Consider the following 15,076-nt stretch of genomic DNA (forward strand, 5'->3'; position numbering starts at 1 on the left):
GCGATGCGGCACATCGTTCGTTAAGCGTACTCGGTGGAGCGATTCACCAATATGCCGGTGATCGCCAAATTCCGGGCCCGCGCGCCGCGCCCCGTAAACTAGGCGGATGCTCACGACAGCAGCACATCGAACGGTCGCGCCGAAATGGTCGACGCCGTTTGACGAGATCGATCGCGCCGACTGGGCCGACCTCGCGCCGGCCACGCCGCTGACGATCGACGAGGGCGACGTCGCCCGGCTGCGAAGCCTCGGCGACCCCATCGACATCGACGAGGTGCGCGAGGTGTACCTGCCCCTGTCGCGGCTGTTGAACATCCACGTGAACAACGCGCGGCAGCTGCGCCGCGCAACGAATTCGTTCCTCGGCGAGCGGGGTTCGGGCACGCCGTTCGTCATCGGCGTTGCCGGTTCGGTCGCGGTCGGCAAGTCGACCGTCGCGCGGCTCCTGCGCGAGATTCTGCGCCGCTGGGAGGACACGCCCCGCGTCGAGCTCGTCACGACCGACGGCTTCCTCTACTCGAACGCCGAGCTCGAGCGGCGCGGTCTCATGAGCCGCAAGGGCTTCCCCGAGTCGTACGACCGCCGCGCGCTGCTGCGCTTCGTCACGCAGATCAAGTCGGGGGCTCCCGAGGTGCGCGCGCCGTTCTACTCGCACGTCGTGTACGACATCGTGCCGAACGCCGAGATCGTCGTGCACTCCCCCGACGTGCTCATCGTCGAGGGGCTCAACGTGCTCCAGCCGCCCTCGCGCGGCGGCGGCCTCGCGGTGAGCGACATGTTCGACTTCTCGATCTACGTGGATGCGCGCACGAGCTACATCGAGCGCTGGTACCTCGAGCGGTTCCAGCAGCTGCAGCGCGGCGCGTTCGTGAACCCGTCGTCGTACTTCCGCAAGTACGCCGACCTCTCGCCCGCCGAGGCGCTCGCAACCGCCTCGGAGATCTGGAACTCGATCAACCTCCCGAACCTCGAGCAGAACGTGCTGCCGACCCGCTCGCGCGCGAAGCTCATCCTGCGCAAGTCGGCCGACCACGCGATTCACAAGGTGCTGCTGCGCAAGAACTAGGCGCGCGGCGCTCAGGTGGGGTCACGTGGGCGGGGACATAGTCGTTTCTTTATTTGATAACGATTATCACTTGTGAATAGGCTGTGCGAAGCCGCGCCCGCGGCAGATCCACCCGACACATGTCCTAGGAAGGACCCGCCTCGATGGCAGCATTCCTTACGAAGCGCGCCCCGTTCGCCGCGGCGGCCGCGCTCGCGGCCCTCGCACTCGCCGGCTGCTCGGCCGCGCAGCCCGCGACGACCGCATCCACCGCCGCGCACGACGAGCACGCCGACCACGATCACGACGAGCACGGCCACGACGACGCGGCGACCGAGGCCTCGGGCCCGCAGCCGCGCCTCGCCCTCACCTACGATGGCGGCATCATGGTGGTCGACGCGACGAGCCTCGAGGTCGTCGCCGACCTGCCGATCGAGGGCTTCAACCGCGTCAACCCCGCCGGTGACGGCCGGCACGTCTACGTCTCGACGACGGGCGGATGGGCGGTGCTCGACCTCGGCACGTACACGCAGCCGCACGGCGACCACACGCACTCGTACACGTCGGAGCCGCAGCTCACCGACGTGCTCGTCGACGCCGACACCCCCGGCCACGTCGTCAACCACGACGGCAAGACAGCCCTGTTCGACGACGGCACGGGCAACGTCACGGTGCTCGACACGGCCGCCCTCACCGAGCAGGTCGAGGCCGGGTCGCTCGACCCGCTCAGCACGTACACGACCGACGAGGCCCACCACGGCGTCGCCGTACCCCTCGCCGACGACACGATGTTCGTCACGGTCGGCGACGAGGAGTCGCGCAGCGGCGCGATGGTGATCGACGCCTACGGCAACGTCATCGCCTCGAGCGACGAGTGCCCCGGCATTCACGGCGAGACGACGGTCGGCAGCGACCTCGTGCTCGCGGGCTGCGAAGACGGCGCCCTGCTCTCGCACGGCGACCACTTCCACAAGATCACCTCGCCCGACGACTTCGGCCGCATCGGCAACGCCTTCACGGCCACCGACTCGAACGTCGTGCTCGGCGACTACAAGACCGACCCCGACGGCGGCAACGGCCTCACGCAGATCTCGCTCATCGACACGGTCGATGAAGAGATCCAGCTCGTCGACACCGGCAGCACCTACACGTGGCGCGGCCTGGCCCGCGGCGAGGACGGCGAGGCGCTCGTGCTCGGCACCGACGGCGTGCTGCGCGTGTTCGACGCCGACTCGGGCGAGCTCATCCGCGAAATCGAGGTGACCGACGAGTGGGAGGTGCCCGAGGAGTGGCAGACCGCGCATCCCGCCATCACCCAGCACCGCGGCTACGTCTACGTCACGAACCCCGACACGAGCGAGGTCAGCGTCGTCGACTACACGAGCGGCGAGGTCACGCAGACCGCGACGCTCCCCCACGCGAGCAACGAGCTCGCGCTCGTCTCGGGTGACCTCGAAGAGTAGGTCTCGAGGAGTAGAACCCCGCACCCGTCCGAACGACCGCGGCCCGGCAACATCGAGTTGCCGGGCCGCGGTCGTATGTGGTTTGGATGCGCCTAGGCGAGCGCGAGCTCGAGCTTCACGACCTTCGCGAGGGTGTCGGCGTGCTCGCGCGCCGCCTCGTCGGTCTCGGCCTCGACCATGACCCGCACGACCGGCTCGGTACCCGAGGGGCGCAGCAGCACGCGGCCCGTTTCGCCGAGGGTCTCTGACACGCTCTGCACCGCCGCCTGCACGGCGTCGTTCGTCGTGCACTCGTCTTTGCGCACGCCGCGAACGTTCACGAGCACCTGCGGATACACCTTCATGACCTGCTTGAGGTCGTGCAGCGGCTTGCCCGTCGAGGCGACGACGCAGGCGAGCAGGAGGCCCGTGAGCACCCCGTCACCCGTGGTCGCGTGGCGCGTAAGAATCACGTGCCCCGACTGCTCGCCGCCGAGGGCGAGCTCGCGCTCGTTGAGCTCGGCGAGCACGTAGCGGTCGCCGACCTTCGTCTCGAGCAGCGTGATGCCGTGCTCCTTCATCGCGAGGCGCAGGCCGAGGTTCGACATGACCGTCGCGACGAGCGTGTCGTCCTTGAGCATCCCCCGCTCTTTGAGCCAGAGCGCGAGGATCGCGAGAATCTGGTCGCCGTCGACGACCTCACCGTTCGCGTCGACCGCGAGGCAGCGGTCGGCGTCGCCGTCGTGGGCGATGCCGAGGTTCGCGCCGAGCGCGAGCACGGTCTCGCGAAGCTTGTCGAGGTGCGTCGAGCCGACCCCGTCGTTGATGTTGAGCCCGTCGGGCTCGCCGCCGATGAGCGTCACCTCGGCGCCGGCGTCGGCAAACACCTGCGGCGAAACGCCCGCGGCGGCGCCGTTCGCGCCGTCGATGACGACGTGGAGGCCGTCGAGCGGGGGCCGGCCGTCGTCGTGCACGACGGGCAGCGAGCTGAGCAGGTGCAGTGCGTAGCGGTCTTCGGCATCGGCGAATCGCTCGATGCGGCCGACACCGTCACCCGTCGGGCGGAGCTGTTCGAGCTCAAGCTGGGCCTCGATTTGATCTTCGAGGTCGTCAGCGAGCTTCTTGCCGCCGCGGGCAAAGAACTTGATGCCGTTATCGGGCGCCGGATTATGCGACGCCGAGATCATGACGCCGAAGTCGGCGTCGACGTCAGCGGTGAGGAATGCCGCCGCCGGCGTCGGAATAACGCCGGCGTCGAAGACATCGACACCGGCGGAGGCCAGCCCTGCGGCAACTGCCGCGCCAATGAACTGGCCCGAGACACGCGGGTCTCGCGCGAGAACCGCAACGGGCCGCTCGCCGCGCTCGCGCGATTCCCGCGCGAGCACGACGGCGGCCGCTTGGGCCAGGCCGACTGCGAGTTCTACTGTCAGGCGTTCGTTGGCAAGCCCGCGAACGCCATCGGTCCCAAAAAGTCGACCCATGATGGCCCTTCTCGTTAGCGCTTCGAGTATTGCGGAGCCTTGCGGGCCTTCTTGAGACCAGCCTTCTTGCGTTCCTTGACGCGCGGGTCGCGCGTGAGGAAGCCCGACTTCTTCAGCTCGGGGCGGTTGTGCTCACGGTCGATCTCGTTGAGCGCGCGAGCGATGCCGAGGCGAAGCGCACCGGCCTGGCCCGAGGGGCCGCCGCCGTGAATCTTCGCGATGACGTCGTACGCGCCACCGAGCTCGAGCACGGTGAACGGGTCGTTGATGAGCTGCTGGTGCAGCTTGTTCGGGAAGTACGCGTCAAGGGCACGGCCATTGACCGTGATCTTGCCGGTGCCGGGCACGACACGCACGCGGGCAACTGCCTGCTTGCGACGGCCGACGGCCTGGCCCGACACGGTGAGTGCGGGGCGCGGGGTGGTGTCAACAGCTTCCGAGGCCGGAGTCTCGGTGCTGAAGTTGGTGGGCTGCTCCTCCAGGGAGTCTGCGATGGTCGCCACTATCTCAGTCCTTCGTCGTTGTGCCGCTACTGGGCAACCTGGTCAAAGGTGTAGGGCTTCGGCTGCTGAGCCGCGTGCGGGTGCTCAGGACCCGCGTACACCTTGAGCTTCTTGAGCTGGTCACGGCCGAGCGAGTTCTTCGGCAGCATGCCACGGATCGCCTTTTCAACGGCGCGCTCCGGGCGCTTCTCGAGGAGCTCGGTGTAGCTCTCGGCGCGGAGGCCACCCGGGTAACCCGAGTGACGGTAGGCCTTCTTCTGCTCCAGCTTCGCACCGGTGAGCGCGACCTTGTCGGCGTTCACGATGACGACGAAGTCGCCGGTGTCGACGTGGGGAGCGAAGGTTGCCTTGTGCTTGCCGCGCAGCAGCGTGGCAGCGTGCGAGGCGAGACGGCCGAGCACGACGTCGGTTGCGTCAATGACGAACCACTCGCGGGCGATCTCACCTGCCTTGGGCGTGTAAGTACGCATAGCAATGCATCTTTCGTTCGAAGGGATTGTTCGTGAGTCCCACTCGGTCGAGCAGTTCGTGCGGTGAACCCGCGCGAACTCCCCTGTTGAGGGTCCACTTCGATGCCCGCGCGAACGGGCAACCTGACCATGTTACGACACGCCGACAAGCATTTGCAATGGTCGCAGCGGGAGCGGATATGCGCAGCGGCTAGAACAGCTGGCGGAAGTTCGCGCGGGCGAGGTCGAGCAGCTCGTCGCCACGGCCCGAGAGCACGGTGCGAATCGCGTAGAGCGAGAACCCTTTCACCTGCTCGGCGGTGATCGCCGGCGGCATCGAGAGCTCCTGCCGCTCGACGACCACGTCAACGAGCGCGGGGCCGGGATGCGCGAGGGCCTCGCGGAGCGCACCCTCGAGGTCCTTCGACTCCTCGACGTGCCAGGCGCGAATCCCGACCGCCTCGGCTACTTTCGCGAAGTCGGGGTTCTCGAGATCGGTCGCGAACGTGACGAAGCCGGCCGCCTTCATCTCGAGCTCGACGAAGTTGAGCGAGGAGTTATTGAAGACGACGAGCTTCACAGGAAGGTTGTTCTGGGTGACCGTGAGCAGCTCACCGAGGAGCATCGACAGGCCGCCGTCGCCGGCCATCCCGATGATCTGCCGGTCGGGGAACGCCGCCTGGGCGCCGATCGCGTGCGGCAGCGCGTTCGCCATCGAGCCGTGGCTGAACGAGCCGATGAGGCGGCGGTCGCCGCTCAACCCGAGGTAGCGTGCGGCGTAGACGACGGGCGAGCCGACGTCGGGGATGAACACGGCGTCGTCGCTCGCGAGCTCGTCGAGCAGGCGCGCGACGTACTGCGGGTGAATCGGCCGCTTGCCGCGCGACGGGGTCGCGAGGTCGTCGAGCTGCTTGCGCGTGCGCTGATAGTGCTTCACCGCGTCGTTCAGGTGCGCCCGCTTGCGATTGCGCTTCAGCAGCGGCTGCAGCGCGCGCAGCGTCTCCCCCACGTCGCCGACGAGCGCGAGGTCGAGCGGCGTGCGCCGACCGAGCTGCTCGCCCCGAATATCCACCTGCGCGATCTTCGCGCGCTTCGGGTAGAACTGCTGGTACGGGAAGTCGGTGCCGAGCATGAGCAGCACGTCGGAGTCTTCCATCGCCCGGTAGCCCGAGTTGAAGCCGAGCAGGCCGGTCATGCCGACGTCGTACGGGTTGTCGTGCTCGATGTGCTCCTTGCCGCGCAGCGCGTGCACGATCGGCGCCCCGATCGTCTCGGCGAGGGCCACGACCTCGTCGTGCGCGCCCGCGACACCGGCGCCCGCGAGGATCGTCGGGCGGGTCGCGCCGTTCAGCAGCTCGGCAAGCTCATCGAGCTCGGCCTCGCTCGGCAGGATGCGCGGAGTCGTCGCGCGCACAAGGCGCTCGCTCTCGTCGACCGCCTGCTGCAGGGCGATGTCGCCGGGCAGGACGACGACGGCGACGCCCCGCTGCTCGACCGCGGCGCGCATCGCGATCTCGAGCACGCGCGGCATCTGTTCGACCGACGACACGAGCTCGGTGTAGACGCTGCACTCGCGGAACAGCTCCTGCGGGTGCGTCTCTTGGAAGTAGTTCGAGCCGATCTCTTCGCTCGGGATGTGCGCGGCGATCGCGAGCACGGGCACGCGCGAGCGCTGCGCGTCGAAGAGCCCGTTGATGAGGTGGAGGTTGCCGGGGCCACAGCTGCCGGCGCAGACCGCGAGGTCACCCGTGAGCTCGGCGTCGGCCGCGGCGGCGAAGGCGGCGGCCTCTTCGTGCCGCACGTGCACCCACTCGACCTCGGTGTCTTTGCGGATCGCGTCGGTGAAGCCGTTCAGCGAGTCGCCCGGCACGCCGTAGACGCGCCGCACGCCGTTCGCTCGAAGGTTGTCGACGAGATTCTGCGCCACTGTAGCCATGCCCGCTCCTTCAGGTTGCCGAACGCTCCCATCCTGCCACCCGCAGTTGAGTGGGAAACCGCGGGGGTTTCGTGGGGAGCCGCGAGGGGCTGCTAGCAGCAGCGGGCTGAGGGGTTCTCGTCTTCCTCGCGCGCCTTCGCGCGCCAGAACTCCCGCTCAGTCATCGGCTCCGCCTCGGGATGCTCGCGGCGCAGGTGGTTCACGTAGCGCTCGTACGCGTGCCCGCCCATCATGCCGTTGAGGTACCAGCCCGCGGCGGCGACCCAGGCGCGGATGCGCCCGAGGCCACTCGCCTGCGTCGATGCCGAACTCATTCGAGGGTCCGATCCCGCTTGCTCTCGGGCAGCGCATCCCACTCGGCCATGAGCTCCTTCTCGGGCGCCGTCGCGATGATGCCCGCAGGAGCAAACGTCTTCGAGGCGGTCGGCTTCGGCTCGGTCGTCGGTAGGCCGTCGTTTCGCCACGCCTGCACGATCTTCACGAGCGCCGCACCCACGACGACGAGCGTCAGGATCGCGAACAGCACCGAGAGCGAGCCCTGCACCGCCGTGTTGCGCACGGTCGCCTCGAGCGCCGTGACGTCGGCGTTCGGGTCGGCCGCGAGCGCCGTGTCAATGTCGGCCTTCGTCGCGAAGTGGTTCGCCCAGTAGCCGATGTTGCGCACCGGCGAGAAGATCTTGTACCAGGAGCCGACCATCGTCACGACGAGGTCGAACACGAGCGCGATGCCCGGAATCCAGAGGTACTTGAACATCTTGCGGCCACGCTTCGCGAGCACCGCCGTGACGACGGCGAGCGCAACCGCCGCGAGCAGCTGGTTCGCGATACCGAACAGCGGGAAGAACGTGTTGATGCCGCCGAGCGGGTCGGTGACGCCGAGGAGCAGGATGTAGCCCCAGCCCGCGACCATGATCGCGGTCGTGAGCCACACTCCGATGCGCCAGTTGTTGTCTTTGATGCGCGGCCAGAAGTTGCCGAGCGCCTCCTGCAGCTGGAAGCGCGCGACGCGCGTGCCCGCATCCACCGCCGTGAGAATGAAGAGCGCCTCGAACATGATCGCGAAGTGGTACCAGAAGCCCATGAGCCCCGGCGTGATGTTGTGCATGATGTGCGCGATGCCCATCGCGAGGGTCGGCGCGCCACCCGTGCGCGAGACGATTGTCTCTTCACCGACGTCCTCCGCCATCTGCTGCAGGAACGAGCCGTCAACGTGCACGCCCTGCAGGCCGAGCGAGTTCACGAATGCCGCCGCGCCCTCGATTGTGCCGCCGGTCGCCGCGGCCGAGGAGTTCATCGCGAAGTAGAGGCCGCGGTCGATCGACACCGCGGCGACGAGCGCCATGATCGCGACAAACGACTCCATGAGCATGCCGCCGTAACCGATGAACTTCGTCTGGCGCTCCTTGTGCACCATCTTCGGGGTCGTGCCCGACGAGATAAGCGCGTGGAAGCCCGAGAGTGCGCCACACGCGATCGTCACGAAGAGGAACGGGAACAGCGCGCCGCTGAAGACGGGGCCGTCGGTGCGGCCCGCCCACTCGCTGATCGCCGGCACCTCGATCTCGGGGCGCACGACCACGATCGCGATCGCGAGCACGACGATGACGCCGATCTTCATGAACGTCGAGAGGTAGTCGCGAGGCGTGAGCAGCAGCCACACGGGGAGAATCGCGGCGACGAAGCCGTAGATGATGATCGCCCAGGCGATCGTCGCGTGGTCGAGGTGGAAGAACTCCGCGCCCCACTCGGTGGCAGAGATCTGGCCGCCGCCGATGATCGCCGCGAGCAGCAGCACGAAGCCGATGAGCGAGACCTCCATGATCTTGCCCGGGCGCAGGTACCGCAGGTAGACGCCCATGAAGAGGGCGATCGGAATCGTCATGCCGACCGAGAAGACACCCCAGGGGCTGTCGCCGAGCGAGTTCACGACCACGAGCGCGAGGATCGCGACGATGATGATCATGATGCTCAGCGTCGCGAGGATCGCGGCGATGCCGCCGACGCGACCGAGGTCATCGCGCGCCATCTGGCCGAGCGAGCGGCCGCGGCGGCGGGTCGAGATGAACAGCACGAGGTAGTCCTGCACCGCGCCGGCGAGCACGACGCCAACGATGATCCAGATCGTGCCGGGCAGGTACCCCATCTGCGCGGCAAGCACGGGGCCGACGAGCGGACCGGCACCGGCGATCGCCGCGAAGTGGTGGCCGAAGAGCACGCGGCGATCGGTCGCGACAAAGTCCTTGCCGTTCGCCATGTACTCGGCGGGCGTCGCCCGGTGGTCGTTCGGGCGCAGCAGGTGCTTCTCGATGTAGTTCGCGTAGAAGCGGTAGCCGATGAGATAGGTACACACGGCGGCGAACACGAACCAGATCGCGTTCACGGTCTCGCCGCGCACGACGGCGAGCATGGTCCAGGCGAGCCCACCGAGCAGGGCAATGATCACCCACGTGGCGATCTTGCCCGGGGTCCACTTCTTCGCCCGGTCGAGCGCGGCGGCGTCGGCGCCGGCCACGGGATATCCGCTCGGGGTTTCGAGCTTGGTTTCGTCCCACTCAACCGGATTTTGTCCGGGCTCGTGGGCGCGCGATTCATCGATCGCAGTCATGTCATCTCGCTCTCAGTACGACGTTGTCTCAGAAATTGAGTCGATTCGACGCCGAAGTACCCGGCGCGACCACAAGTGTAGTGAATATTGCGAATTGTCAGTTACTGGCGTCGATAGCGTGCTATGTCGACGACCTCCGCCGGCCGTTTTGCGCGCGTCTGCTCCTGTCGCGCGGCAAGCTGCGACTCGTCGGGGTACCCGACCTCCGTGAGCGTGAGGCCCTTCGCCGCGAGCACCGTGAACCGATTCGAACGCGTGCGCTCCTCAAGAATCTCGGGCACGCGGTCGAGCCCGAGCCTCCCTTGCCCCACCGCCGCGCACATCCCGACCAGTGAACGCACCATCGAGTGGCAGAACGCGTCGGCGCGAATGTGTGCCCGGTAGACGCCCCGCTCGAGCTCGTCCCAGTGGAACTCTTCGAGCGTGCGGATCGTCGTCGCGCCCTCGCGTGGGCGGCAGAAGCCCGCGAAGTCGTGAAGCCCGATCAGGAGCTCTGCCGCCGCGTTCATCCGTTCGAGGTCGAGCTCGCGGCGCACGACCGTCGTGCGGTGTCGCTCGAGCGGGTTCGGGCGCGACGTCGCGTCGGCGAGCCGGTACTCGTAGCTGCGCCACACCGCCGAAAAGCGGGCGTCGAAGTCGCCGGTCACGTGGCGCGCGCCGGTCACGACGACGTCGCTCTCGGCGCCGAGGATGCCCGCGATGCGGCGCACGAGCGCGGCCGCGGGGTCGTCGTTGTCGCGGCCGCGAGCAGTGCCGGCCCACACCTCGTCGTCGAGGTCGAGGTGCGCGACCTGCCCCGTCGCGTGGACCCCCGCATCCGTTCGGCCCGCGACCGTGAGCAGCGGGCCCTGCGGCGGCAGGCTGCGGTAGAGGATGCGCAGGCCCTCCTCGAGCGTGCCCTGCACGGTGCGCAGCCCGGGTTGCGTGGCCCAGCCGCTGAACGCCGTGCCGTCATAGGCGATGTCAAGGCGTACGCGTACCGTCATGCATCCATCCTGCCTCATCGGCGCACGCAAACAGGGCGGGCCCGGGAGATCTCCCGGGCCCGCCCTGTTTGCGTGCGCGACGAACTACTTGGTCTCGTCGGCGGCCTCGTCGGTCGCCTCGGCCTCGACGGCCTCGTCAGCGACGTCGGCGTCGACGGTCTCGTCGGTCTCGACCTCGGCGGCAGCCTCAGCGGCCTCCGCCTCGACGGCGGCCTCGGCCTCGACGTCCTCGGTCACGACGTCGTCTTCGACGACGGGTGCCTCGGTCGCCGGAGCGGCCTTGGTCTTCGGCGTGACGGGCTCGAGCACGAGCTCGATGACCGCCATGGGCGCGTTGTCGCCCTTGCGGAAGCCGGTCTTGATGACGCGCGTGTAGCCACCCTGACGGTCGGCAACGAGCGGCGCGATCTCGGTGAAGAGCTCGTGCACGACACCGCGGTCGGTGATCGTCTCAAGCACCTTGCGACGGTTGTGCAGGTCGCCGCGCTTGGCCTGCGTGATGAGGCGCTCGGCGACGGGCTGGAGGCGCTTGGCGCGAGTCTCGGTGGTCTGGATGCGCTTGTGCGTGAACAGCTGCGCGGCCATCTGGCCAAGAATCATGCGCTCGTGGGTGGGACCGGCGCCGATGCGGGGACCCTTAGTAGGCTTAGGCATTCTCGTGATCTCTTTCTGAAACTTTGTTTCCGCGACTTCGCGGGTTAGATGTACTCGCCGCTATCTTCGCCGGCACCGTAGAAGTGCGTGCCCTCGAAACCGGGAACCGAGTCCTTGAGGCTCAGGCCCATGCTCGACAGCTTGTCGCGAACCTCATCGACCGACTTCTGACCGAAGTTGCGGATGTTCATGAGCTGCGTCTCGCTCAGTGCGACGAGCTGCGACACCGTGGTGATGCCCTCGCGCATGAGGCAGTTGTACGAACGCACCGACAGGTCGAGGTCGTTGATGCTCATCGAGAGCTCTTCGTTGATGACCTGGTCGACCGGCGCGGGGCCGATCTCGATGCCCTCGGCCTCGACGTTGAGCTCGCGCGCGAGCCCGAACAGCTCGACCAGCGTACCGCCAGCCGACGCAACCGCGTCACGCGGGGGCATCGACTGCTTGGTCTCGACGTCAACGACGAGACGGTCGAAGTCGGTGCGCTCGCCGGCACGGGTGGCCTCGACGCGATAGGTGACCTTGAGCACGGGCGAGTAGATCGAGTCGACCGGAATCTGGCCGGCCTCCGAGTACTCGTTCCGGTTCTGCTGCGCCGAGACGTAGCCGCGGCCGCGCTCGACCGTGAGCTCGAGTTCGAACTTCGCGTCGTCGTTCAGCGTCGCGATCACGAGGTCGGGGTTGTGAATCTCAACACCGGCCGGAGCCGAAATGTCGGCAGCGGTCACCTCGCCGGCACCCGTCTTACGCAGGTACGCGGTGATCGGCTCGTCGTGCTCGCTCGAAACAACGAGCTGCTTGATGTTGAGGATGATCTCGGTGACGTCCTCTTTCACGCCCGGAATGGTCGTGAACTCGTGCTGCACGTTGTCGAGGCGGATGCTCGTGACGGCCGCGCCCGGAATCGAGCTGAGCAGGGTGCGACGAAGCGAGTTGCCGAGCGTGTAGCCGAAGCCGGGCTCGAGCGGCTCGATGACGAAGCGCGAACGGTACTCCGAGACGTTTTCCTCGGTGAGGGTGGGGCGCTGTGCAATGAGCACTGTGTGGTTCCTTTCGGCAAAGCGTCCGCTATATGACGCTTGGCGTGATCGTGAGGAGGTGCCTCACTTCAGGTAGGTAGTTGTGCGAAAGACAGGCAGTGTCCGGCGTGCGCCGGAAGGTCGCCCTGCCCTCGGTTGAGGGAGGGCGACCGGGGGCGTTAGACGCGACGGCGCTTCGGCGGGCGGGCGCCGTTGTGCGCCTGCGGGGTGACGTCGGTGATCGAACCGACCTCGAGGCCCGCGCCCTGCAGCGAACGGATTGCCGTCTCGCGGCCCGAACCCGGACCCTTCACGAAGACGTCAACCTTCTTCATGCCGTGCTCCTGCGCCTGGCGGGCAGCCGACTCGGCGGCGAGCTGCGCGGCGAAGGGCGTCGACTTGCGCGAGCCCTTGTAGCCGACGGCACCCGACGATGCCCAGCTGATCACGGCGCCGGTGGTGTCAGTGATCGACACGATGGTGTTGTTGAACGTCGACTTGATGTGCGCCTGGCCGACGGCGACGTTCTTGTTGCTCTTGCGGCGCGGCTTGCGCGCAGCGCTCTTGGGGGTAGCCAATTCTTCTCTCCTACGAAATTCGGTTCACTCACATCCGCGGTGCGGACGGGTTACTTCGCCTTCTTCTTGCCGGCGACGGTGCGCTTCGGGCCCTTGCGGGTGCGCGCGTTGGTCTTCGTGCGCTGACCGTGCACGGGGAGGCCACGACGGTGGCGGATACCCTGGTAGCTTCCGATTTCGACCTTGCGGCGGATGTCGGCGGCGACCTCACGGCGAAGGTCACCCTCAACCTGGTAGGTGCCTTCGATGTGGTCGCGGAGGGCGACGAGCTGCTCGTCGCTGAGGTCCTTCACGCGGGTGTTGCCGTCGACGCCGGTGACCTCGAGCGACTTGAGCGCCCGGGTGCGGCCGATGCCGTAAATGTAGGTGAGTGCGACCTCGACGCGCTTTTCGCGCGGGAGGTCTACGCCTGCGAGACGTGCCATTGGAGTGTGCTCCTAGATGGTGAGAGGTGTGGTGCAACAGCTGGGCCCCGGCCTCGTGCCCGGAGGTGTCCCCGACCGCGGTGCGATCGGTTCTCGCCGTTGCGATTGCAATATTGAGTTGTCTTCACCGCCGAAGCGGTGGGATGCGCGGCGGCTGGACCGCCCGCGACTAGCCCTGGCGCTGCTTGTGACGCGGGTTGTCGCAGATGACCATGACGCGGCCGTGACGACGGATCACACGGCACTTGTCGCACATCTTCTTTACCGAAGGCTTGACCTTCATGTCTGTTCTTCTTTCTTCGCTGGCCTCGTGCCGACGCGGAAGTGCGCCGGCCGTTCCTTATCTGGCCGAGACGAACTGCAGGCTACTTGTAGCGGTAGACGATGCGGCCACGCGTGAGGTCGTAGGGGCTGAGCTCTACGATGACTCGGTCTTCGGGGAGGATGCGGATGTAGTGCTGCCGCATCTTGCCGGAGATGTGTGCGAGGACCTTGTGTCCATTGGAAAGTTCGACACGGAACATTGCGTTCGGCAATGCTTCGATGACCGTGCCTTCGATCTCGATGACGCCGTCTTTTTTGGCCATAGCCTCACTGTCGCTTGCTGTAGTTCGCCGCATGCCAGTCATGCGGAAATCGACTCTGCCGCAGACATACCGGAAGCAGGCGCGACAAGCCGACTTTCAACTATAGGCTGGCGCTCCGTGGAATCGCAAGTGGGAGTTCGGACTGTGCATCGAACTCCAGACGCCCCGAGCGTAGCACTTCGCCGCGCCAGGGCGCGGGAGGCGCGACATACGCGTCGAACACTCGGGCAAACTCGTCGGATTCCATGTCCGAGGCTCGTGGTGTGTCGAGGTTCCAACGCCTTCTCCCTCACCGCGCCCCGCCCCCGCCGACTGACGGCAACTTGCGGCTATTCCAAGCCGAAAGCCGCAAGTTCCCGTCAGTCAGCGGAGATCAAACGGATGGGCGCGAGTGGATGGGGGGCGACGCCAGCGAATGTCGCACGGTCACGGTGAGCTGACGATCCAGCGCCTCCACCCCACCCCTCACCGCCGACTGACGGCAACTTGCGACATTTCCAGCGCGAAAGCCGCAAATTCCCGTCAGTCAGCGGAGATCAGAGGGATGGGCGCGCGGATGCGGCGACGTCAGGAAATGTCGCAGGGTCGTGGTCGACTACAAGCAAGGCAAACAGGAGCGGAAGGAGGCGACCGAGATGACCAACACGGCACCCGAGTACGGCGATGACCTCTCTGACGAGAGCCTGCGCGCGGCGCTCGAACGCTTCCACGCCGACCTGCGCACGCGCGCCGCCGTTGATGCGTCAGACCTCACGACGTACGCCACGATCTACCGCACCGCGCAGGCCTACACGAAGCGTGACTGCGGGCCGGCGGTCGCCGCAACGAAGCGTGATCAGACGTTCCGGTGGCACCTGCGATCCGTCGCCGGTGAATTCGCGTGCGACGCGCAACTCACCGACAACTCCCTCATGAACCGCGCGCACAACGCGAACGACCTGTTCACGAAGTTCCCCTACTGGCACGACGCGCTCTCCGAAGCTGCGGTGCAGGTCGGGCACGTCAACGCGATGCTCCGACAGCACACGCCCGTAGCGGAGCGGCACTACGAGCGATACGGCAAGGAAGTCCTCCGGTACGCGAAGACCCACACCGTGCCGCAAACCGAGTCGTTCGCGAAACAACTCGCCGCGAAACTCGCGCGCGAAGACTTCGAACGCGCCCACAAAGCCGCGTTCGCACAACGACGCGTCCTCGTCGACCAAGACGACTACGGCATGACCTACCTCACCGCGTACCTCCCCGCGGCGACCGCAGCAGCGATCCACGAACGACTGTCACGTGACGCGCAGGCGATGGCCGAGGTCGCGAAAGCCGAAGCAGTTGAGCGCCGCGGGGAGGACGGGCTCGAAGCCGACGCCCG

General features: G+C 67.1%; 15 protein-coding genes and 1 pseudogene. 3 read left to right on the plus strand and 13 right to left on the minus strand.

From position 1 onward, the window contains the following. Positions 1 to 106: 106 nt before the first annotated feature. The gene (coaA, locus tag G328_RS0109025) at positions 107 to 1,066 is read left to right on the plus strand and encodes a type I pantothenate kinase (protein ID WP_019619023.1); all 960 of its coding nucleotides are present in this window, start codon (positions 107 to 109) and stop codon (positions 1,064 to 1,066) included. A gap of 143 nt (positions 1,067 to 1,209) precedes the next feature. Continuing rightward, positions 1,210 to 2,508 carry a hypothetical protein gene (locus G328_RS0109030; protein ID WP_019619024.1) on the plus strand — a complete coding sequence of 433 codons (1,299 nt, stop codon included), beginning with the start codon at positions 1,210 to 1,212 and terminating at the stop codon, positions 2,506 to 2,508. 92 nt (positions 2,509 to 2,600) lie between these two features. On the opposite strand, the gene glmM is transcribed toward G328_RS0109030, so the two are convergent. The 13 genes from glmM to infA all read right to left on the minus strand — a co-directional run bounded on the left by glmM (position 2,601) and on the right by infA (position 13,713). Further along, positions 2,601 to 3,971: a phosphoglucosamine mutase gene (gene glmM / locus G328_RS0109035; RefSeq protein WP_019619025.1), complete on the minus strand. Its 1,371-nt coding sequence runs from the start codon at positions 3,969 to 3,971 to the stop codon at positions 2,601 to 2,603. A gap of 14 nt (positions 3,972 to 3,985) precedes the next feature. Further along, positions 3,986 to 4,474, minus strand: coding sequence for a 30S ribosomal protein S9 (rpsI, locus tag G328_RS0109040; protein WP_019619026.1), 489 nt, complete (start codon positions 4,472 to 4,474; stop codon positions 3,986 to 3,988). Positions 4,475 to 4,500: 26 nt separating this feature from the next. Beyond that, entirely contained in the window at positions 4,501 to 4,944 is a 444-nt protein-coding gene (rplM, locus tag G328_RS0109045) for a 50S ribosomal protein L13 (protein WP_019619027.1), read from the minus strand. 190 nt (positions 4,945 to 5,134) lie between these two features. Next, entirely contained in the window at positions 5,135 to 6,859 is a 1,725-nt protein-coding gene (gene poxB / locus G328_RS0109050) for a ubiquinone-dependent pyruvate dehydrogenase (RefSeq protein ID WP_026339774.1), read from the minus strand. Positions 6,860 to 6,951: 92 nt separating this feature from the next. Beyond that, on the minus strand, positions 6,952 to 7,173 hold the full coding sequence (locus G328_RS0109055; protein ID WP_019619029.1) for a YbdD/YjiX family protein: 222 nt from the start codon (positions 7,171 to 7,173) through the stop codon (positions 6,952 to 6,954). After that, positions 7,170 to 9,464: a carbon starvation CstA family protein gene (locus tag G328_RS0109060; protein WP_019619030.1), complete on the minus strand. Its 2,295-nt coding sequence runs from the start codon at positions 9,462 to 9,464 to the stop codon at positions 7,170 to 7,172. Before G328_RS0109060 ends, G328_RS0109055 begins: the two co-directional genes overlap by 4 nt. 101 nt (positions 9,465 to 9,565) lie before the next feature. Beyond that, positions 9,566 to 10,450 (minus strand): tRNA pseudouridine(38-40) synthase TruA, encoded by an 885-nt coding sequence (truA, locus tag G328_RS0109065; RefSeq protein WP_019619031.1) that lies wholly within the window; start codon positions 10,448 to 10,450, stop codon positions 9,566 to 9,568. Between the two features lie 84 nt (positions 10,451 to 10,534). Then, positions 10,535 to 11,104, minus strand: a complete 570-nt coding sequence (gene rplQ, locus G328_RS0109070) for a 50S ribosomal protein L17 (protein WP_026339776.1) — start codon at positions 11,102 to 11,104, stop codon at positions 10,535 to 10,537. Between the two features lie 44 nt (positions 11,105 to 11,148). Further along, positions 11,149 to 12,144 carry a DNA-directed RNA polymerase subunit alpha gene (locus G328_RS0109075; RefSeq protein ID WP_019619033.1) on the minus strand — a complete coding sequence of 332 codons (996 nt, stop codon included), beginning with the start codon at positions 12,142 to 12,144 and terminating at the stop codon, positions 11,149 to 11,151. A 158-nt stretch (positions 12,145 to 12,302) separates the two neighbouring features. Then, positions 12,303 to 12,701: a 30S ribosomal protein S11 gene (gene rpsK, locus G328_RS0109080; protein ID WP_019619034.1), complete on the minus strand. Its 399-nt coding sequence runs from the start codon at positions 12,699 to 12,701 to the stop codon at positions 12,303 to 12,305. Positions 12,702 to 12,751: 50 nt separating this feature from the next. Beyond that, positions 12,752 to 13,126, minus strand: a complete 375-nt coding sequence (rpsM, locus tag G328_RS0109085; RefSeq protein ID WP_019619035.1) for a 30S ribosomal protein S13 — start codon at positions 13,124 to 13,126, stop codon at positions 12,752 to 12,754. A gap of 169 nt (positions 13,127 to 13,295) precedes the next feature. Beyond that, positions 13,296 to 13,409, minus strand: coding sequence for a 50S ribosomal protein L36 (gene rpmJ / locus G328_RS0109090; RefSeq protein ID WP_019619036.1), 114 nt, complete (start codon positions 13,407 to 13,409; stop codon positions 13,296 to 13,298). Positions 13,410 to 13,491: 82 nt separating this feature from the next. Continuing rightward, on the minus strand, positions 13,492 to 13,713 hold the full coding sequence (gene infA / locus G328_RS0109095; RefSeq protein WP_019619037.1) for a translation initiation factor IF-1: 222 nt from the start codon (positions 13,711 to 13,713) through the stop codon (positions 13,492 to 13,494). 635 nt (positions 13,714 to 14,348) lie between these two features. Here infA and G328_RS0109100 point away from each other — a divergent pair. Continuing rightward, positions 14,349 to 15,076, plus strand: a pseudogene (locus G328_RS0109100) (DUF222 domain-containing protein); the annotation flags it as partial.

The sequence above is a fragment of the [Zimmermannella] faecalis ATCC 13722 genome, from assembly GCF_000381765.1.
GTDB classification, from domain to species: domain Bacteria; phylum Actinomycetota; class Actinomycetes; order Actinomycetales; family Microbacteriaceae; genus Gulosibacter; species Gulosibacter faecalis.